The 20,469-nt window shown below is 42.6% G+C and carries 18 protein-coding genes and 2 pseudogenes; 17 read left to right on the top strand and 3 right to left on the bottom strand.

Annotation, left to right across the window (positions count from 1 at the left end; all coding sequences use genetic code 11):
• The 5 genes from TY10_RS30725 to TY10_RS31345 form a co-directional block, all read left to right on the top strand.
• Window positions 1-301 (top strand): hypothetical protein (locus tag TY10_RS30725; protein WP_042161985.1); only part of this gene is annotated, 301 nt, incomplete at its 5' end.
• Window positions 302-884: 583 nt separating this feature from the next.
• Entirely contained in the window at window positions 885-1,871 is a 987-nt protein-coding gene (locus TY10_RS07025; protein ID WP_042161982.1) for a helix-turn-helix transcriptional regulator, read from the top strand.
• Between the two features lie 180 nt (window positions 1,872-2,051).
• Window positions 2,052-2,510, top strand: coding sequence for a hypothetical protein (locus TY10_RS31355; RefSeq protein WP_238327492.1), 459 nt, complete (start codon window positions 2,052-2,054; stop codon window positions 2,508-2,510).
• Entirely contained in the window at window positions 2,414-2,776 is a 363-nt protein-coding gene (locus tag TY10_RS31350) for an MFS transporter (protein ID WP_238327491.1), read from the top strand. The genes TY10_RS31355 and TY10_RS31350 overlap by 97 nt, the downstream gene beginning before the upstream one ends.
• 70 nt (window positions 2,777-2,846) lie before the next feature.
• The gene (locus tag TY10_RS31345; RefSeq protein ID WP_238327490.1) at window positions 2,847-3,227 is read left to right on the top strand and encodes a hypothetical protein; all 381 of its coding nucleotides are present in this window, start codon (window positions 2,847-2,849) and stop codon (window positions 3,225-3,227) included.
• A 57-nt stretch (window positions 3,228-3,284) separates the two neighbouring features.
• Here the strand turns inward: TY10_RS31345 and TY10_RS07015 are convergent, their stop codons facing one another.
• The gene (locus TY10_RS07015) at window positions 3,285-4,091 is read right to left on the bottom strand and encodes a lipase family protein (protein ID WP_042161980.1); all 807 of its coding nucleotides are present in this window, start codon (window positions 4,089-4,091) and stop codon (window positions 3,285-3,287) included.
• A 375-nt stretch (window positions 4,092-4,466) separates the two neighbouring features.
• On the opposite strand from TY10_RS07015, the gene TY10_RS07010 reads away from it, so the two are divergent.
• From TY10_RS07010 to TY10_RS28730, 4 genes are all read left to right on the top strand, one after another.
• A complete protein-coding gene (locus tag TY10_RS07010) occupies window positions 4,467-5,633 on the top strand; it encodes a hypothetical protein (protein ID WP_042161978.1) in 1,167 nt (388 codons plus the stop codon).
• 177 nt (window positions 5,634-5,810) lie between these two features.
• Window positions 5,811-6,344 (top strand): hypothetical protein, encoded by a 534-nt coding sequence (locus tag TY10_RS07005; RefSeq protein WP_042161976.1) that lies wholly within the window; start codon window positions 5,811-5,813, stop codon window positions 6,342-6,344.
• A 1,374-nt stretch (window positions 6,345-7,718) separates the two neighbouring features.
• On the top strand, window positions 7,719-8,885 hold the full coding sequence (locus TY10_RS07000) for a hypothetical protein (RefSeq protein ID WP_042161974.1): 1,167 nt from the start codon (window positions 7,719-7,721) through the stop codon (window positions 8,883-8,885).
• 49 nt (window positions 8,886-8,934) lie between these two features.
• Window positions 8,935-10,497 (top strand): stalk domain-containing protein, encoded by a 1,563-nt coding sequence (locus TY10_RS28730; RefSeq protein WP_052350412.1) that lies wholly within the window; start codon window positions 8,935-8,937, stop codon window positions 10,495-10,497.
• 152 nt (window positions 10,498-10,649) lie between these two features.
• Here the strand turns inward: TY10_RS28730 and TY10_RS06990 are convergent, their stop codons facing one another.
• On the bottom strand, window positions 10,650-11,864 hold the full coding sequence (locus TY10_RS06990; protein ID WP_042161972.1) for an epoxide hydrolase family protein: 1,215 nt from the start codon (window positions 11,862-11,864) through the stop codon (window positions 10,650-10,652).
• A 298-nt stretch (window positions 11,865-12,162) separates the two neighbouring features.
• Between TY10_RS06990 and TY10_RS06985 the strand changes: the two genes are divergently transcribed.
• Both TY10_RS06985 and TY10_RS06980 read left to right on the top strand, forming a co-directional pair.
• Window positions 12,163-12,966, top strand: a complete 804-nt coding sequence (locus tag TY10_RS06985) for a hypothetical protein (protein ID WP_238327489.1) — start codon at window positions 12,163-12,165, stop codon at window positions 12,964-12,966.
• A gap of 154 nt (window positions 12,967-13,120) precedes the next feature.
• Complete coding sequence (locus TY10_RS06980) at window positions 13,121-13,984, top strand: YwqG family protein (protein ID WP_042161968.1); 864 nt, start codon at window positions 13,121-13,123, stop codon at window positions 13,982-13,984.
• A gap of 158 nt (window positions 13,985-14,142) precedes the next feature.
• Here TY10_RS06980 and TY10_RS06975 read toward each other — a convergent pair whose 3' ends face one another.
• Window positions 14,143-14,697, bottom strand: a complete 555-nt coding sequence (locus TY10_RS06975) for an SMI1/KNR4 family protein (RefSeq protein ID WP_042161966.1) — start codon at window positions 14,695-14,697, stop codon at window positions 14,143-14,145.
• Window positions 14,698-15,055: 358 nt separating this feature from the next.
• On the opposite strand from TY10_RS06975, the gene TY10_RS06970 reads away from it, so the two are divergent.
• The 6 genes and pseudogenes from TY10_RS06970 (at window position 15,056) to TY10_RS06945 (ending at window position 20,459) form a co-directional block, all read left to right on the top strand.
• Window positions 15,056-15,403, top strand: coding sequence for a Na-translocating system protein MpsC family protein (locus tag TY10_RS06970; RefSeq protein WP_155985748.1), 348 nt, complete (start codon window positions 15,056-15,058; stop codon window positions 15,401-15,403).
• A gap of 255 nt (window positions 15,404-15,658) precedes the next feature.
• Complete coding sequence (locus TY10_RS06965; protein ID WP_042161960.1) at window positions 15,659-16,738, top strand: ABC transporter substrate-binding protein; 1,080 nt, start codon at window positions 15,659-15,661, stop codon at window positions 16,736-16,738.
• Window positions 16,739-16,801: 63 nt separating this feature from the next.
• A complete protein-coding gene (locus tag TY10_RS06960; protein WP_202903158.1) occupies window positions 16,802-17,737 on the top strand; it encodes a nucleoside hydrolase in 936 nt (311 codons plus the stop codon).
• Window positions 17,738-17,763: 26 nt separating this feature from the next.
• Window positions 17,764-18,586 (top strand): annotated as a pseudogene (locus tag TY10_RS06955) (ABC transporter permease).
• Window positions 18,587-18,591: 5 nt separating this feature from the next.
• On the top strand, window positions 18,592-19,380 hold the full coding sequence (locus TY10_RS06950) for an ABC transporter permease (RefSeq protein WP_042161955.1): 789 nt from the start codon (window positions 18,592-18,594) through the stop codon (window positions 19,378-19,380).
• A gap of 16 nt (window positions 19,381-19,396) precedes the next feature.
• Window positions 19,397-20,459, top strand: a pseudogene (locus tag TY10_RS06945) (ABC transporter ATP-binding protein).
• Window positions 20,460-20,469 lie beyond the last annotated feature (10 nt).

Genomic DNA, 20,469 nt, shown 5'->3' with positions numbered 1-20,469 from the left:
TCAATTTTTTCAAATTCATAAGAATGGTGACAATAATGTTCCTAGTACTATGATGAGTATAAATACTGATGATCCTATTGTTTTTAACACGAATATAAGTAATGAAATTGCTTACATGTATTACGGAATGTTGCAGAAGGGAGTTAATAAAAGTGAAGCTTTAAATTGGATCGAATATGCTAGGAAATCCGGTATGGATACATCTTTTTTACGCGACAATGTAAGTAATTATGATTATTTAAAGCAACTTGACTGTTTACTTGATGCTCTGGATGATCCTTATTATTGTGAGGAAGGGTAAGGGGTGGCGTGCAATAGGATTATAGATGTACGGTAGGATTTATAGGAATATAAATATTAAATTATCAAGAGAGCATCCTTCACCAGATGCTTTCTTTTCATATAGATATCTTTCAAAAGTCGATTGCCCTGAAATTCAGCGCAGTCGGCTTTTTTTCGTTGAAGGGAGGAAACAAATGAAAAAAGGTAGTCGCCCTTGCTCCATTGTAAAATAATGCATAATTCATCAAGTTGAAAAGGTGCGAAATTCCATAATATTTCGAAAACCACCAATAAATTAACTAAGGAGAAGTCAACGTATATGTGCAAAATGCACATATACCGGTGAACTGATCCCTTGGTCAGAAGCAGATCTTGAAACAATCCCACAACTTGGTCATATCTATTAGATATAGCTAGTTATTGACCCACACGTACCTCTCATTGATGAGAAGTTTGTGCACATTTATTTAAACCCTTCTGCCAAGTCCAACTGCAGAAGAGTTTTTTTCGAATAGCCAAACGAACCCCACTTTGCTATACTTAACTGATAATCATTATCAACTCCCCTGATAAGTAAACCATATCAAAGTGTGGGGTAAAAGATGACAGACTTTCATCAAAACTTTAATCTTTTTCTCGATGGGATTGAGATATCACGGCAACAAGTGAATCGTTCGGAGCAGATGCAGATTCATTCGCATGCAGGTGAGGGAGGCATTCGCCGTCTTGTGCCTCGGCCTGATATCGAGGTGATCATTTCCGACTTCACCCTTCACAGAAATCGGAAAATGCCTGTAGCAACAGAAATAGCCATGGTAGAGCTTAACTTCTGCTTGCAAGGCACCAGAGAGATAAGTGTTGAGGGGAGGCAGTATGAGTTTGTTCCGGGACGCTGCTCCTTGCAGCTCATAAATGAAGTGAATGTTGAGTTTGAATTTAACGAGAACGAGCCTTATCTTATGCTTGGCATAGGAATTCCCATCGCAACATTTCATCATTATATGGAGGCGATCGACGGGGAAAGGGCAGTCGACTTCTTTCGGCTCCTCAATCAGAGATCATTTAAAATGTTTCAGGGAACGACCGATCCTGCAGCTTCTGTTACTCTCCAGAGAGTGATACAGTTAGCTCAATCCAGCGGCACGAGAAACTTTGAGATTGAATGCAGGGTCCTGGAATTATTATCTATGGCGTTCCAGTCCTTTCTGATGGAAGACCCTTCGAAGCAACGCAAGCTGCCCCATCATGACAGGCAAAAAATTCAGGAAGCAAGAGACATCATGCTGGAACGGATGACAGATCCGCCGACCTTGATCGAACTGTCACGTATGATCGGTTTGAATGATTGTAAATTAAAGACGGGGTTTAAAACGTTGTATGGAACTACGGTTTTTGGTTATTTACGGGAGAAGCGATTAGAGAAGGCTTTTCAGTTGCTGCAGCAGGGAACGTTGAACATAACTGAAACAGCCCACGCTGTAGGGTACTCTAATTCCAGTTACTTCTCTGAGGCATTTCGAGATAATTATGGGATTAATCCCGGGAAAATCATTCATCATTCTTCCATTTTACTGGGGGGGAACGGATGATGAATGGAAACGATTTTTACTTAAGCTGCTCTCCTTCGGAGCAGCTTTTGTTGTTTGCTCCCGTTAACCAGTAAAGTACTCCCGCTGCTGGTAGTAGGCATCTTTCACGCATAGTACCATGAGATCGAAGATTATTAATCTAATCTTATCGCGGTCTTGCTGTATGAGGGGAGAAGAGAAATGTTGAAGTATAGATTTAGTATGATGTTCCTTATTTTGTTAGGCGGGATGATTTCAATAGCCGCATTCAATCCTATTATTGGCCCGTTATCACGTAATTTGGGGCTGAGTGATTTTCAATCGGGATGTTTGGTGTCCATTGCGGGGTTATGTTGGCTTCTAGGCGGGTACTTCTGGGAGAAGCAGACGTTCTTAAACCGGAAGATGCTGCTGGCTTCGATTATGCTCGTCTATTTAGTAGCACTTATCATCTTTGCATTGCTGGCAGATTACGCCGTTCATGTAGGGGGAGGTCACACCTCTTCTGGAGTTTCTTCCTGCTTTGCGCGATCGCGGGGTTTTTCTTCGGAGGTATTCCGGCTTTGGCACAAGCCTATGTTATGGGATGGACCACTCAGGAAATACGCACGCGGGGTATGGCCTTATTTGGTGCAGCTAATGGCCTTGGGTTCGTATTGAGCCCTGCAATGAGTGGCAGCATGGCATCGATTGGGCTCACTGCTCCAATGTACGTGGCAGCTATCTTGCTTTTCCTATTGGCGATTATCTTTCTAGTTTATATTCCGCAAGAGCGGAACAGAGAGATCAGCCGGCAGTCGATTTCACTTTCACCAAATGATTCACGTATCCGCCACTACTTATGGATTGGACTGGTGCTTTCTTTCGCGTTGAATATTGTGCAGGTTACGATCGGAATTTTTCGTACAGGACAACTTAGGTTATGATGCAAGGCAAGCGACCCAGTTGATTGGGATTGGGCTGGCGATTTCAGGAGTGATGGTTGCTTTGTCCTAAGTGGTCATTAGCAAATATCTGAAATGGCATCCTAAGCAGGTGCTGCGCGTCGGATTATTGTTCGTTGCTTTAGGGTTGCTTGGATTTTTACTATTCATCCGCTTTGCGTACGTCGATTTTGCGATACTGGGTATCGGCATCGGCTTTACACTGCTCGGTTATAGTGCTGGGGCATCTATGGCCGTTCAAAATCATGAGCAAAGAAGCGTTGCTTCCTTTATTGCCGCTTTGCAAGGCTGCGGATCGTTCTTGGGGCCAGTTGCGGGTACAGCCTTATATACCGCTAATACAGCGTTTCCTTATTCATTCTGCGTATTGCTGGTCTGTGTTTCAAGTATCATGGTGAAGAAAAGGTTAGCTGCTGTAAATCTAACTCGTTGAGAAAATAGAAAAAAGAAAAAACAGTTCATTCCCGATTTTTTATCAGCTTTATTTCAGTTATTTCTCGGGAGAGGTCTCAACCTCCGGACAGAAGCCAGGGGTCGCCATACACATCTCAGCGGAAAATATCGGCTGCAGTTTGGAGAGTTCTGCGAAATAGCTGGCGATCATATGATTAGCCTTTATTGATCCATTCTGAATCGACAGCGATACCAAGGTCGGAACATGAGAGTAATCGTATTTTTTCTCTTGGAGGGGCAGCTTGTAGACAGCAGGAGGGGCATAGGTAACGATATCGAAAAGGTTGGCTATGCGGAAGCTGCTCGGAACATATGATGTAAAAAGTTTTACGAATTCGGGATTGCCTGCCCGGGGAGAGCCATATGTAAACAGATTAGGGGCAGTGTGGTTGGTGTTGGCAGCAACATCGACAGCGCATAAAGTTGCGAGTGCTCCGCCTAGACTATGGCCGGTAATATATAAGGTCTTGTCTGGAGACAGCTCTTCTAGGCAAGCTGCAATCTGCTCACGTGCCGAAGAATAAATCTCTGTAAAACCATAGTGAGTAAGGCAATCTTCTTCAAGAAGGTAAGGGAACTTTATTTGGGAGGCAAGAACATCTGAGATCCAATCGTTTGTTGAGCTAGTTCCTCGAAAAGCAATAATGATGTCTCGCTCGGATTCGAGAATAAACCCAAAGCGTTCCCAGACATGGCTGACCGATTGCGCATGAATCGTATCGACGAGCGCATAGTTGGAAGGGACGACGAAGAAGCCGTCACTATTGGTATATTGGGCATAAGTCTGTTCGCAGATTGCAGCCAGAAAGATTGCCCATTGCTCTTGAATCACATTGTTGGTCATAGGTGTCCCGCCCTTCTTTCCTACACTATATTAGCTGGATGAGGGCGGGGTGCATTTATACGTGGATGATGGGACAGCTTTAATGCTGTCCTTTTTTGGTTTGAGGACTTTGAAATCATACATAATGACAAAATACAGACGGATTGGAAAGGAAGGTGAGGCCCAACCAATTGATTGGAGCTCGGATGAAAATAAATCGGAAAAATAAACCATAAAACAACTAAGCTATGGGATGATAGACTCATTCAATAGGAACTATCACCCCATAGAACTATTTCTTTTGAAATTTTTATATGAAAATTGTCCCTATTATGGTGTAGTATATATACATGCAGAAAATATAATATTTTACATCTTAGGGGGCTGTTTAAGGAAATGAATGCTAGAAAGTTATTGCGGGGAATAATAATTGCTGTTTTACTGCTCGCACCAACACAGGTTTTCGCCCGCACATGGACAAGTATGCCTGAAGCGGAGTGGAGCTATACCGATCCTAAAACAGAGGACTACTATAGATATATTAGTCTATCTTCTTCGGAAATTCGCAAAAATAATCTATATTATTTCTCCAATGATAAATTGCATATCATCAATACAAATACAGGAAAACATAAAGCAACTATTGACTACTTGAAAAATTCAAACGTTAAGTATTCATTTTTTGGCTCGTTAGCTCAAGTCGATAATAAAGGCAACGTATATGCGATGACAGCTGTTAAAACTAGCTCAGGCAACTATGCATACAAGCTTACTGCCTACAATGATGCTGGCACGAAACTGTGGGAGAAACCTTATAAAGAAAAAATCCGATCGATTGCAGGTGTACTGGCATTAAACAACGGCAATATCGTGACTTACTTGGAGACAGCATCTGAAAAATTTGTTACCTATACGTATGATACTAAAGGGCAGCTGAAAGAGAAAAAAGAATGGAAAAGCTTTATAAACGGATATCAGAATGGTTATCTCGTAACCGTTAATATTATTGGAAAACAAGCTTCCCGGTTTTCTTTCTATGATGATTCCATGAAATTGAAATTCTCGCTTAATGTTAATTTCAAAGATGGCTACTACTCTGGCATTACCGCTGAAGGGCTAATTATTTTCTATAAATACAATAGTGCTACGAATAAAACGACATACTTTGCAAAAGATCAAAAAGGGAAAACGCTCTGGAGTAAGGAGCTGACAGGGCAAGCTGGCCGAGACACCTTGTATGATCATCACCATCATGGAGAGGGTACATTTACCAGTTGGTATGGCGGAAACGTGGGGGACAAATTCTTTTTAATTGATCGCAAGGGCAACACACAGCAGCTGACCGTTGGCGATTTCGAATTCCAGACCGCGAGTGATGAGACGGTTATGCTGAAAACCAATAAGAAAGTAGTTATCTATAAAGCGTCCAATCTATCCGTTTTACATTCTATTACTTTGACCGAGGCTAATAAAGAGGATCAATTCTTATACGCTGGCGGCGGCATCGTCTATCGGATTGATGAGAAGAATGTGATTTCTAAGATGGCTTTGGGGAAGGGATGAGGTAGGGGGGATTTCTATAGATATAGAGGATTTAATGGACGTTATTGACCCATAAGTAGGATGAATTATTTTATAACTCTTGCTAATAAGTAATAGTGGGAGTTGAGAGTTTTCTGTTTTGTATGATTTATGATATATGAAATAAGCAATAATAAATAAACTACTAGGAGGTCAAAGATGACAGGAGTAAGACACTTATATATTGCAAAGGAAAACAAAGTTTTTAGAATACCTCAAAGCAGAAAAACACCGAAAAAATATAGTGAAGAATTAGCCCTCCAGGAAGTTCTTGAGGTACTTATGTATTATGAAATCAAAGCTAGGAAACCCTCAAAGCTTTTAATGATTGAATTTGATCGATTCACTTTAGATTCTACTGGGCAGTATCAAAGTACCGAAAAGAAAAGTAGAGAAATGTATAATTTTTTGCATTTTGGATGTTTGACACCTGAAAAAATAGCACAAAAGGAGGGCCTCACGATATTTCCGATTCCTCCAAATTTGCCTACCAAAGATGAAAAGGAAGCCTTGTATAAGTACTTAGAGGAGAATTCTGCTGTTTTGTTTAGGGACGCACCTATTGTAATGGAAAGCAGGATAAGGGCACTAAAAGAAAAGCATAGAGAATATGTAGACTTAATAAAAAAGTCTAAATCTATAAATGTTAAAAAGTGTAATTTTTTTATAAATCAAAATAGTTCTAACAAGTGATTAGAGGCTACTGGATTATTAGACTACATCAACAGATAAATTTAGGAACAATTAAACATTAATTGAAAACACATAGCAATATGGGGGTAGGATATGATAATGCAAAGCATACTATCATTTTTTTTGAGTTTACTTGCTGTATTCCTTCCATTGATTATTTTAATTTTTTTGAGGGGGCCACTTAAAGTAGTAGCATATTCTTTTTCACCATTGCTTCAACTTATTTTTGCTGTACTTTCGTACAAATCTTATCCTGTATTTTATAATAAGTATAGCATTTGGGAATGGACTTTATTCTATTCAACAATTATTAGTGCAAGTTTAGTCTTGTTTTCTATTTTAATAACTAGTGTAATTAGTGGCATTCGGAACATACTTTATCAGAGTACTAGTAATACAAAAGCAGAAAGACTTAGACTGCTATTATATTTGTTTTATTTTATTACAATGCCTCATCTAGTATTTTCTTTGATTTATGCTTTTTGGGGATTGGTTTCTAAGGCAGATAATATTACAATTTTTCGAATCAATTTATTTTAGTTTTGCTCTTGTTTACTCTCTACCATTAAGTAAGACAATAGAGGAGTATAGAGAAATCATAACAAATGAGCATTTAATTAAATTTCTATATATGGTCCATGTAGTTATTTCAAAAGCTTTTGAAATTGTGGTACTGGCGTTTGTTGCTTCAAAATTCATTGATAATATTAAAACTACTCGCCAAAACTAGAATAAAATAAAACATTGTATTAGAGGATTTTTTTTTGACGCTTCAGAAACACGTAGATATTTTTTGTAGCATGGTTATTTCTGTTTCTCCACTCAACGGTGAGAGGAGTAAAATTGATTTCGCAGGAACGTGTATATATACCCAGTTAATTAACCAATGGAAAAAGCAGAATCATTATATCCTCTAATGTGTAACTATTATGGTAGTGGGAAGCAAAACTAATTAGATATAGGGAGATCTCGGTGATGGTCGAAATCGAATAAGACTAGCCAAGATACCTAACCGAAATGGTCTTATCGAGAAGCAAGTGAAGTGTTTTTTTGTTATCCTATGCTAACAAAACTGGTAGATGTAGCATGTGGTGATTCTATAGATGTATTTGAGAAAACAATAATTGCTATTCTATACAATATGAATGGAATAATGCCACCTTAATTAGGCGGTTTTTTCATTTCCCTTTTCAAGAGAATTCAACAGCACCTTACATGAAAATATAGGAATATAGATCTCCTAATAATGAGTTGAAATTCCCTAGAAATATTTTTAAAATAAATATTTATATGAAAATTGTCCCTATTTTAGGGTAATATATATACATGTGTGTTTTATATAATTATTTACATCTTAGGAGGCTGTTGAAGGAAATGAAAGCTAGGCAATTAATACTGAGTACAATAATTATTGTTTTGCTGCTACTACCGACACAAGTTTTGGCTCGTACATGGACGAGTATGCCAGAAGCGGAGTGGAGCTATACCGATCCTATTGTGGAGGAAGGATTTTATGACTATATTACCTCATCCAGTACATTAGTTCGTAACAGTAATTTATATTATTTCTCAAATAATAGATTACATATTGTCAATACCAATACGGGAAAACACAAGGCAAGTATTGATTACTTGGGGAAGTCAAACATGGGATATTCATTCTTTGGCCTGTTTGCTCAAGTTGATAATAAAGGAAATGCATATATGATGACCGCTACTAGAAATAGTTCCGGTAACGATGTGTATAAGATTACTGCCTACAATGATACGGGCAAGAAGCTTTGGGAAAAAGCATATAACGAAAAAATTCGTGCCAACGCAGGCTTATTCGTATTAAACAATGGCAATATCGTAACTTACTTGGAGACGGCATCAGAAAAAATTGTTACCTATACGTATGATTCTAAAGGTCAATTAAAAGATAAAAGAGAATGGAAGAGTTTTATACAAGACTATAAGAACGGTTATATTGTCACCAGAAATATCATCGGCAAGCATGCCTCCCGATTTGCCTTCTATGATGATTCGATGAAATTAAAGTTCGCAATTAATTTCAATCATGATGAGGGGTACTACGCAGGGATTACCCCCGAGGGGCTCGTTGTTTTCTATAAATACAATAGCGCAACAGGGAAAGCGACTTTTTTCGCAAAAGATCAAACGGGGAAAAAAGTGTGGAGCAAGGAATTCGCAGGACAAGCGGGCCAGTCTACTTTTTTTAATGAGAATCATGTTGGGGAAGGTGCATTTACAAAGTTTGGTGTAAAGATAGGGAAACAATTGTTCTTAATTGATCGAAAAGGTACGATGCAGAAGCTAACCTTCGGCGATTTTGAGTTCCAGACAGCAAGTGATCAGACCTTAATGCTGTATAACAAAAAGAAAATAGAGATTTATAAAGCTTCTGACCTATCACTATTACATTCCATTACATTGTCAAACGCCAACAAAATGGATAAATTTTTATATGCTGGCGCAGGCATTGTCTATCGAATCGATGAAAAAAATGTGATTTCTAAAATAAATGTTGCCAAAGCATGAAATAGAGATACGGCTAATTAGAGGAGAGTTTAAATTGGGAGGAATTTATATGCAAAGATTTGGAATGATAGCTCTAATATTTTCAGTAACATTATTTTTAACGTTAGGTGTGGGCGGAAAAGTAAATGCGGCTGAGGGTGTTTATAAAGTTTATGTGGATGGAAAACTAGCAGCACCTAAGACTATCGCTAAAGACAATGTTACGTTTGTCCCATACAAAGACATTATGAAAGCGATGGGATTTCAAATCTCTTACAATAGTGCTACTAAAACGATTGTTGCTAGTAAAGGAGATCAAAGCATTGTATATAAGGGTGGTGATAATAAAGCCATCGTAAACGGGAAAATAAAGACAATGTCTAAAAATCCGATATCCGCAGATGGAACAAATTATGTTCCGCTGCGTTTTTTGACAGAGTCAACAGGCTATAAGATTACAAAAATTGATGGTAATACTCATATTATTTATGTAAATGATCCATTCTCGGATTCATCAGGCGGGGGTACAGCCCCGGTAACGACAAAGCCGCCCGTATCTTCGAATATAACCCTTCCATACCCGACTAACAATTTAACGACAGAAATTAGCACCAAGAAAATTACGGAAATAAATGATAGTAAAGTAGCAATGGTCATTATGGATACTGCGCAAGGCAGCGCTGTTAGCTTAGGCGACGGCGTGTTTATTACCAACTACCATGTTATCGAAGGACAGAAAAATGGCTATCTACTGGATATAAAGGGTAACAAGTACCCGATAGGCGGGGTTATATCCGTAAATAAAGCAGCCGACCTTGCGCTTATTAAACTCAGTAGTAAAACGACAGCATGGTCTTCAGTGGAAATAGGGAATCCAAAAGAGCTGGTAAAAGGAGATAAAGTTGTCGCAATAGGAAGTCCGAAAGGCATACAGAATACGGTTTCTGAAGGTGTAATTAGCAATATCATTACAACAGCAGGTGTGGGTTATATTCAAATTAGCGTTCCAATTGATCACGGCAGCTCCGGAGGCGGGCTGTTTAATGATAAAGGACAATTAGTAGGTATCACAAGCATGGGCAGAGATGATAGTAATGCTAATTTGAATTACGCAGTATCTATAATTGAAGCGCTCCCGATGCTTCAAGAGATTTCGGGAAAAGAGTTTAATAACATTGCGACTTCACCGTTATCTTCATATCCTGCGAGTTCTGATAATAATGGAACCACAGACAACGAAGAGTTAGGCGAAATACTAGCGGGTATACTTGATAAGTCCATGACGAGTATTCCTGGTAACATCCCGTTAGAAGACAATTGGGATTATTTCGTAGATGAGGATGGAATCGTTGTATTGTTTAACCGGGTGGATGTCGATGGTTATAAATCTTATTCGGATAGTTACAATTATACGAAAAGCACATATCAATCCTGGGCGGATGGATTAGGCAAAATCTTTTATGATAAATTCCCTGATAAAGAAATAAATATTATGATATACGTTGAGGGCTTTAGCAGAACGTATCCATCCGGATTTGCGCCTTCAGAGATCAAGGCTGTAGATGGAGGATACGAGGTAACACATATCTTCATCTATATTATCTCAGGCGGAAAAGCAATTATTAGACAATAATTAGAAGTTGTACTTATTCTCTAATTAACAATTCCGAATGAAATGTTAAGCAATATTGGTTTGGAGTTTTTGCAACAGCCAAGGGCCGCAGTTGGACGACGGTATGATACCGTTGAACCAACTGCGGCCCTTTTGAATGAGTGTGAAAAAATTTAAACCCGGAACTGTCGAAACGCCTCTGCCATCTCGCGAGCGAAAATAGCCGGCTGCTCGAATGCAGCGAAGTGGCCGCCGGCTTCGACGTGGTTCCAGTAGAAGAGGTTCTCCCAAGCCTGTTCAGCCCACTCGCGCGGCGGGATGTAAGTCTCAGCCGGGAACAAGCTAGCGCCCATCGGTATGGTGATACGGCCACCGCCGGAGCGGGCTGACGAGAAGAACTCCGGACCTTGGATGGTGGCGCCAACGCCCTCCCAGTATAGACGTGAAGCGGAAGTGCCGGTACTGGTGAACCAGTAAAGCGAGATATCGTTCAGCATTTGGTCCTGAGTTAGCGCATCCTCAGGGCGGCCGTCATTGTCCGTCCACTCTTGAAACTTTTCATACATCCAGGTTGCCAGAGCGACCGGTGAGTCATTGAGTGCATAACCGATCGTCTGCGGACGAGTGTTCATCTCATCTGCATAACCGGTCTTATTGGTAACGAACAAGTTGATGCTTGCAAGCGCATGCGCTTCCTCTTCATTCGGGTTCGCTGGAATTTCAGCGGGCACGACCATCGGCAGATTCACATGTGCGGCGAGCAGCCCTTTGGGTGCCTGCGACGCGAGGGCCGTGGTAACGGCCGATCCCCAGTCGCCGCCTTGTGCGACGAAGCGATCATAGCCAAGGCGTTCCATCAGCTGCGTCCACGCGGCAGCGATACGTCCGGGGTTCCAGCCGAGATCACGCGGCTTGTCAGAAAAGCCGTAGCCAGGCATAGAGGGGATGACGACGTGGAACGAATCTTCTGCTTTACCGCCGAAACGCTCGGGATCTGTCAGACGCTCCGCCGCATCGAGAAACTCGATAATCGAGCCGGGCCAGCCATGGCTGAGCAGCAGCGGCAAGGCATTCTCGTTCTTCGAACGCAAGTGAATGAAATAGATGCCAACGCCGTCGATCTTTGTGCGAAATTGCGGGAACGAGTTCAGGCGATCCTCGAACACACGCCAGTCGTATTTGTCCTTCCAGTAAGCAATGAGCTCTTGTGCCGCTGCCAAAGGGACGCCCTGTGTCCAGTCATCAACGAGTTCACGATCTGGCCAGCGCACCAAGCTCAGGCGCAGCTTCAGGTCGTCAATCGCCTCTTGTGAAATATGAACCTCAAACGGAGTTATCTCCTCCGTCGTGTCACTGTAAGGTTTGGGACCCTTAAAGTCTCCTTGCATGAGCAGTCATTCCCTTCGTTAAAATTAATGGAGGATCATTTTTACCGAATGCTAGCTGCATGTATTGTGTCCCTTTTTAATGGGAATTACATGTTTCTACTCCTTTGGCCTAATGTTTTAGGACGCAAAAAAACTCTAAGCCTTCGAGTATGGTCTAAGTCAAGCATCCTTTTAAAATAACTTCTGCTATCTATAAAAAAGACTTTAATATACACCTCAAATACACCTGGTGGACACATCTAAATTATATACTCTGAGTATAAATTGACTTGGAGGTTACAACATGACAAACATCAGTATGAAAAAAGCCGCAATTATTTTGAGTGCATCAATCGTTCTCGCTACATTTTCCGGGCAAGCTTGGGCTAACCAAAGTACAACGGCTTCGGCACCTGCTGCCATAGCGAAAGCAGACACCAAGAATCCTTATTACGTAGCTGGCATTGACAACCCTGCAGAGTTCACGACTTATTATGCCAAACTACAGAAAGCAGTTAAGGATAATAAACCGGAAGAAGTAGCCAAGCTGATCTCTTATCCAATGAATCTCAACAAAGACAACAAAACGTATGTGATTTCCAATAAAACTGAATTTATTAAGAAATACGATCGTATCTTCACTTCCCGTGTCCGTGAACAGCTGCTGGCTCAAAAAGCAGATAAGGTTTTTGTAAACTGGAAAGGAATTATGGTGGGAGAAGGGGACTTGTGGATCGGCAAGCAGGACAATAAGCTCGGTGTTATTGCGGTTAATATCATTAAAAATCCGTATGAGGCCGCAGGCATCAAAAATGCAATCGAATTCGAACATTTTTTCAACAAGCTTCAGAAGGACGTCAGCAAAGGCAATAAATCGGAAGTGGCCAATAGCATAGCTTTCCCACTGAAAGTGAATCATAATGGCAAAAGCATCGAGATCAAAAACAAAAAAGAGTTTATTTCCAAATATGATAAAATCATGACGGCTAAAATCAAGAAAAAGCTATTAGCCCAAAAAGCAGACAAAGTAGTCATCAATTGGAAAGGTGTTATGGTTGGTAACGGCGAACTGTGGATTGGACAAATTGGAGAACAAATCAAAGTATTCGCTTTAAACCAGTAATCAAATGTAATATTTGATAGAGCCGCCTAATTGGGCGGCTTTTTTACGTCTTGTTAGCTAGGGCATGAACTAAGGCAGGAATAGTCTGGAAAAATGTCGAAATTAAATCTTGGTAGGTTAGGCAAACCAATTATTCATTTTGGAGGGGAACTAGATGAGTTCAAAAGAAATTCTCGATTTACTTGAACAATCAGGACTGGAACAATATAAAACATCATTTGCTCAATGGATATATCCAACGGCGCAAATCATACTGGAGCCGAAGTCAGATACACTACTTCAGATTGGCGAGAGCAAAATAGGCGGGGATCCTGATCTTCTCAAAGAGACGGATTGGCCGAAATGGAAAAGCTATGACATGACCTTTATCGGACAATTTAACTTAGCGGAATGTCCAGCTAATCTGTCGCTTCCATCGGCTGGCTTACTCTCATTCTTCTATGCTGTTGAGGGCATGTACGAGGACGAGGATTTTTATGGTGATCCGCATACTTGCCGTGTAATCTATACTAGCTCCGATCAGCTCGATCACATAGTCCGCAGAAGCGCTCCTGCTTCATTGAATGAAGAAATGAAAATGCAGCCTAACAGCATTTCGTTTGTACCGAATTTATCTGTTCCAGCGAGTGAATCAGCCTATTTGGAGAGTATTGGATTGGGATGGAATGAAGAACAGGATGATATCAATAAATACTGGGAGATTTTTTTGCCGGAAACAGAAAAGCTTTGGCAAAGAGAGGGATATATCAACCGTCTCATGGGGCACCCGGATCAAATTCAGGGAGATATGCAAAGAAGTTGTGAAATTGCATATGGTTCCTATACTGATGATGAAATAGACAAGGCTGATTTCATACAATCCGCAACGAAGTGGCGGCTGCTCCTGCAAATTGACTCCGAGGAAGAGAAGACAGGCATCATGTGGGGAGATGTAGGCCGGATCTATTATTGGATTCATGAAGATGATCTGGCGCAGCTCCGCTTCGACCGGGTGTTTTGCGAGATGCAGTGCTGTTAGGTCTTGTACGTAAAAGTACAATCAAAAAGTCGACTTAAATTAGCAGTCGACTTTTTCCTATATAACTGGCAGTGAAATCATTATAGTCACTTACATTTTTTGCTGCAGGCGATATGAATAAAATAGTCTATTGCAGAGGCTGCTGTCGCGCCAGCTAATTATCCATGCAGAGCATCATCTGCTGAGGTTGTCCCAAGACACAACTCCACAAACGTATCTGCGATCCGTATACAATCCTCATAACCGAGATTCCCGGAAGAAGCCACAAGAATCGGATATTCACGATCATCCCGTTCGCTTCTCATATCCCAACAATAGTGATTGCCGCTTCCGTCCATGGCGAATGGCACCGCTCCCGGCATATATTGGGGGAATTCATACGCGAGCATCATGGCCCTTAACTCCTCGGCGCTGAAAAATTGAAGGTAACGGTCGCCGTTGCCAAACTCTCCGCCATTAGAATAGCGAAGAAACGCAAGATAACTTTCAGGCAGCGTCTTTTGCGGAATCGACCATAAGGATGGATCAAATGGTTTATACAGTCCATGCAGCGGATCGTTAATCGGAAAAGGATTGCGCTGCCGGCTGACGATCTCCTGTATCTCTAAGTCATTCATAGGCTTATTCCAGCTATTCTGGAATTGCTCCAGCTCAGCTTCAGACACTCCGGTAAACATATGATAGTTCTTTTCAAATAAGGTGCCCCAATTCATAGGTAATTGCTCCTCTCCGTATCTACGCTAAGCGATTCCAATACGTTAAGATTAATAGAAGCGTACGTCTATTGCAAAACAAAAAGGATCACCAGAAGGGAAGAGGATGCCTACCAGTTCCAAGGGCTCCACACCTTTCATCATTATAGATGACGCCTGTTTTTTATAATTATCCTTGATACTGCAAAATTGTAACCTTACATCCTTCGTTAATTAAGTCGTTTTTGGACGAAAAAAATGATTTTTTTTGCTTTTTTTCATCTGAAAACCGAACTATCTCTTGATTTATTAGAAATTGTTATGTACGATATGAATACTGGTTTTATTAATGTTTTATATTATTTCAGAAGGTGATCTCATGCCCCTGATCGACTCTAACGAGAACAGGAAGAAGCTCAGTCACATTTACAATGAGGTTGCCAAAGAGCTGTTCGGGTTTGGCACGACGATGCTGAAGGTGTCCATGAATCATCAGATGATAACGATCCAAGCCAAGCACCGCAGGTCACCGCGTTCATCTGCTTTAGAGGGAGAGGTTCCATCCTTGAAGCATGAGGTGGATTACCATATGTCCTCCATCTATAAGAAGAAGGTTCGCGAGAGGCTGGAGCAGGAATTGGGACTGGACATTGAGGCGGTTTTAAGGGATTATGATCCTACGACTCAATGGGCCATAACGAATGTCATACTGGTTGAAACCGAATAGGTCATCGGAGTTTCTCTTTTGATTTATCTTAAGAGGAAACCGAATAGGTTAGACGGATGTCTCTTTATGTTGTTTACAACGAAAAGTGCTCTTGTTTAGAAGATTTCTTTCTATTACAAGTGTGCTTTTTTTTGATGGAATTTTTTTCGCGAAAGTGTATAGTTTAGTGGCCCGCACCAATAATAAGCAGGCTAGCGATTTGGGGTTTAACGATTGACCATCATAGAGCATGACAATAAGGGGAGGAAGAAACGGATGAAACACAAATGGGTAAAGGGCTTGGCCGTATTAACAATTGCAGGACTGGTGGCAGCCGGCTGCAGCAGCAAAACGAATGAGCCAAACGGCAGTGCAACGAATACGCCTGCAAAAGGTGAACCGACAAAGCTGGTCATCTCGACTTGGGGGTTTTCGGCTGACTTCTTTAATAAGGAAGTGTATGCGCCATTCGAAAAAGAGCATAACGTTAAAATCGTTGTCGAGGATGGCAACAACGCCGACCGTCTGAATAAAGTGAAAATTGGCGGGTCTTCTGTCGATTTGATCTATCTCTCCGATTATTATGCACAACAAGGGATTGAAGCGGACCTGTTCGAGAAAATCGACCGCAGCCGTATTCCGAACTTGAATGAAATATATGATGTAGCCAAAGCTCCGCTTGGCGAAGATTACGGCCCTGCTTACACGATTGGGCAATTGGGAATCGCTTATAACGCTAAAGAAGTGGGCAAAGAATTGACGTCGTGGAATGATCTGTGGAGCCCTGAGCTCGCAGGCAAAATTACGATGCCTAACATCACATCGACTTCGGGTCCAATGATTCTTGATGCAGCCTCGCTGGCAGCAGGGAATACAACATTCAACGAAGATCAGGCAATGGCTAAGCTGAAAGAGCTGAACCCATCGGTTGTGAAATATTACAGCAAAACATCGGAATTCGTAAACATGTACTCCCAAGGTGAAATTGTTGCCGGACCGATTATGGAAATGTATGTGAAGGATTTGAAAGATGCTGTACCTGATACGAAATTTTTGGCGCCTAAAGAAGGCGGCTATGCGATCATGAATACAGTCAACATCGTTAAAGGCAGCAAAAACAAAGAGCTGGCGGAAGACTTCATCAACTGGCACCTGAGCAAAGAGGTTCAAGAGAAATCCGCGAAGGCTAAGATCGATTCCCCGGTCAATACGACATTGAACCTGTCTACTGAAGAAGCGGAAGGCATTACGTATGGCGCAGAAACGATCAATAAGCTGCACAAGCTGGATATGAAATACGTGAACGAGAACTTGAAAAACTGGATTGACCGCTTTAGCCGTGAAGTAACGCAATAAGAGGAAGCGAACTGAGAGACAAGAGTATTCATACTCTTGTCTCGTTTCCTGAATGGGAGGGGGATGATGATGAACAAGAAGGTTATTCTCGATGTCGATACGGGAGTGGATGATGCGTTAGGCATTCTGCTCGCTATTCAGAGCGGCAAGCTGGACATTCTCGGCATCACAACGGTAAACGGCAATGTTTCGTTGGAACAAGCGACGCTTAATACGTGCAAAGTATTGCAGCTCGCCGGTGCGGAGCATATTCCAGTCGTTCAAGGTGCGGACAAGCCGCTGCTGCGCAGCAGTTACTTCGAGCATCGAGTTCATGGGAAAGACGGGCTCGGCGGTGCATTAAAGGATATGCCTGTTCATAAGCAAGCGGAGAATGGCCATGCGGTTGATTTCCTCATCGAACAAATTCAGAAGCATCCGGGGGAAGTTACGCTCGTCATGACAGCTCCACTAACCAATCTGGCTCTTGCTGTGATGAAAGCTCCTGAATTGGTTCATCAGGTGAAAGAGGTCATCGTAATGGGCGGGGTTGTACAAGGCTTCGGCAATGTAACGCCAACGGCCGAGTACAACATTTATGTAGACCCGGAAGCGGCCAAGCTCGTATTCAAAGCCGGATTCAATTCATTGACGCTTGTTGGACTGGATATCACCCGTAAAGCCCTGCTTACGGAGGCGCATATCGATTCTATGGGCGATTCACCGCTGGCGAGTTACGTGCGCGAGAGCACAGCCGATTATATGCAGCGTTATTATGAGCGGAACGGAGTCCGGGCTTGCGCAATGCACGACCCGCTTGCAGTAGCCGTGGCGCTGAATCCGGAACTGGTCGGCACCAAGCATTATTATGTCGATGTCGAGACACGCAGCGAGCTGTGCGACGGACAGACGGTATGTGATTTTCAAAACCGATTATTGCAACAGCCGAACGTTCATGTTGGACTGGACGTAGCAGCTGAGGAATTCCTCAGCCTTTTTATCCGCACTTTGCGCGGCTAGCGAACTTATGACAGGAGAACCGTGACATGAAGAAATCGTATTTAGCATTATTGCTCCTGCCAGGACTGGTGTTCTTGGCTGCTTTCATGGTGATACCGATACTCCTGACGGTAGGCTCGACCTTTTATCATGAGAGCCGGTTCACCATAGAAGGCTATCTTTACTTCTTCAAGGACCCTTACTTTCTGAAAATCCTATGGACAACCTTGCGTGTCAGCTTGGTGACCACGGCATTATGCATGCTGCTTGGATTCCCTACAGCGTATTTTATTTCTCAGCAGAATCCGCGGAAAAAATGCGCTGCTGCTTGCATTAGCGATCTTCCCTCTGCTAACCAGCTCGGTAGTCCGTTCGTTCAGCTGGACGATTATTTTAGGGAAAAAAGGGCTGCTCAACAACATGCTCCTATCCGTTGGTCTCATTCAGGAGCCGCTTAACATTTTATATACACCAACGGCGATGATGATCGGCCTGATTCATTTGTTCTTGCCGCTCATTATTATAACGTTGGTAGGTGTTATGGAAAATATCGATACCGATCTGGTTAAAGCAGCAGAAAGCTTGGGCGCTAACCGGTTCTCAGCGTTCTGCAGAGTGGTGATTCCTCTCAGCGTGCCGGGCCTCATTATCGGCGGCATTCTCGTATTCGTGGGAAGCCTGACAGCCTATACGACTCCAGCATTGCTAGGCGGTAAACAGCAGGTCATCTCTACTTTTCTATATCAGAATGCCATTACACTGAATGACTGGTATTTGGCGTCTGTCGTTGCCACAATCATGATGGTGATCACGTTCGTAATCATTATGATCATGAATGTACTGGCCAATAAATTAAATCCGAAGGGGTAGAAGACATGCGGCAGAAAAACCGTGGGCTCGGCCTGTTCACATTTTTTATTTACTTGTTTCTGCTTGGGCCGCTGGTAATTATTGCTTTCGCGTCTTTTGAGCCGGGAAGTGCAATGAAGTTTCCGCCCCAAGGCTTTTCTTTAAAGTGGTATCAAAATATTTTCGAAGTGTCGATGTTCAAGACGTCTTTCATCACTTCCATTCTCGTGTCGCTTATAGGCAATCTGCTGGCGCTGCTGCTGGGACTGCCGGCTGCCTATGCGCTAAGCCGGTTCCAATTCCGAGGTAAGGAAGCGCTGAATGCGATCTTTATCTCGCCGGTGCTCATCCCGGGTATCGTGCTTGGTTTTACGATGCTGAAATATGTGATCATTACCTACAATATCCCGGTTTATAGCGCGCTGCTGATTGGACATGCCGTCATCATGCTGCCCTTTATCATTCGGGTTATCGCCTCCAGCTTGTCTAACTTTGACTTTGCAGTCGAGGAGGCTTCACTAAGCCTTGGAGCAGGGAGATTGAAGACGTTCTTTACCGTCGTCCTGCCCAATATTAAATCCGGCATTATTGCCGCCGTGCTTATCGCTTTCCTGGAGTCGTTCAACAACGTAGACATTTCCGTGTTTATGACCGGTCCGGGCATCAGCACGTTCCCGATTCAGATGCTGCTCTATGTCGAGAACAACTTTGACCCGACAATTGCGGCCATCTCCGTGCTGCTTATGCTGTTTACAGCAGTGCTGATGTTTATTATTGAACGCCTGATGGGGTTATCTTACTTTACCAAACGATAATGGAGGCTCGCGTCCCATGGCCATGCTAACTTTAGAAAATATAGCGGTATCCTACGATCAACAATTTATATTGAAAGATTTCAATCTGTCTGTCGAGAAGGGGAGTCTCATCTCGCTTCTTGGTCCCAGCGGCTGCGGCAAAACGACAACGCTTCGTCTGATCGCCGGTTTTCTCGAAGCCAAGGAGGGCAAGTTTGCTCTTAACGGTAAAGATTACACGCGTGTTCCCGTCAATAAACGCAACTTTGGCTTTGTGTTTCAGAGCTATGCTCTGTTTCCTCACTTGTCGGTCTATGACAACGTAGCTTTTGGTCTTCGCTTGCGGAAGGTCAATAAGTCAGATGTTGACCGCCGAGTTCGCAGAATGTTAGACATCGTCAATTTGAATGGCTTCGAGCAGCGTTATCCGAAGGAGCTCTCCGGCGGTCAACGCCAACGTGTCGCTATAGCCCGGGCACTTGTTATCGAGCCTGATCTGCTGTTGTTCGATGAACCGCTTAGCAATCTGGACGCTAATCTTCGTGTCAATATGAGGGTGGAAATCCGCCGGATTCAGCAGGAGCTTGGTATTACGACGGTCTACGTATCTCATGACCAAGAGGAATGCTTCTCGATATCCGATCAGGTCGCTATCATGAACAAAGGCATTATTGAGCAGCTCGACAAGCCATCGACGATCTTTAAGTTTCCAAAAATCCGAATTCGTGGCGCGTTTCATCGGCTTCAACAATTTTATCTCCTTCGATAGCAGGAAAGAGAACGGCAATGTGATTGAGCTTCAGACCACAGGGCACACTTTCCGTGCTCTCCAAGGTGAGGGACGCGGAGAGCAAAAAGGGCTGAAAGGCGCGATTCGTCCAGATGACCTGAAGCTGGGCACATTAGAAGAACTGGCGGTAGATTACAATTTGCTGCCTGGCAAAGTGAAGGTAAGCACGTATCTCGGACGAAGCTACCAGTATGTCATCGAGACGGAGCTTGGGGAATTTACAGTCAATAAAGAAATGGAACAACCTTATAGGAGCGGTCAAGAGGTGCTGGTGCACTTTCCGATAGAGAAATTGATCGTAGTGGAATAGCTTAGCTTAT

Origin of the sequence: Paenibacillus gorillae, from assembly GCF_000513275.1 — a bacterium.
GTDB lineage: Bacteria > Bacillota > Bacilli > Paenibacillales > Paenibacillaceae > Pristimantibacillus > Pristimantibacillus gorillae.
Note: the sequence above shows the minus strand (reverse complement) of the source record. Positions and strands in the feature narration are given on the sequence as shown.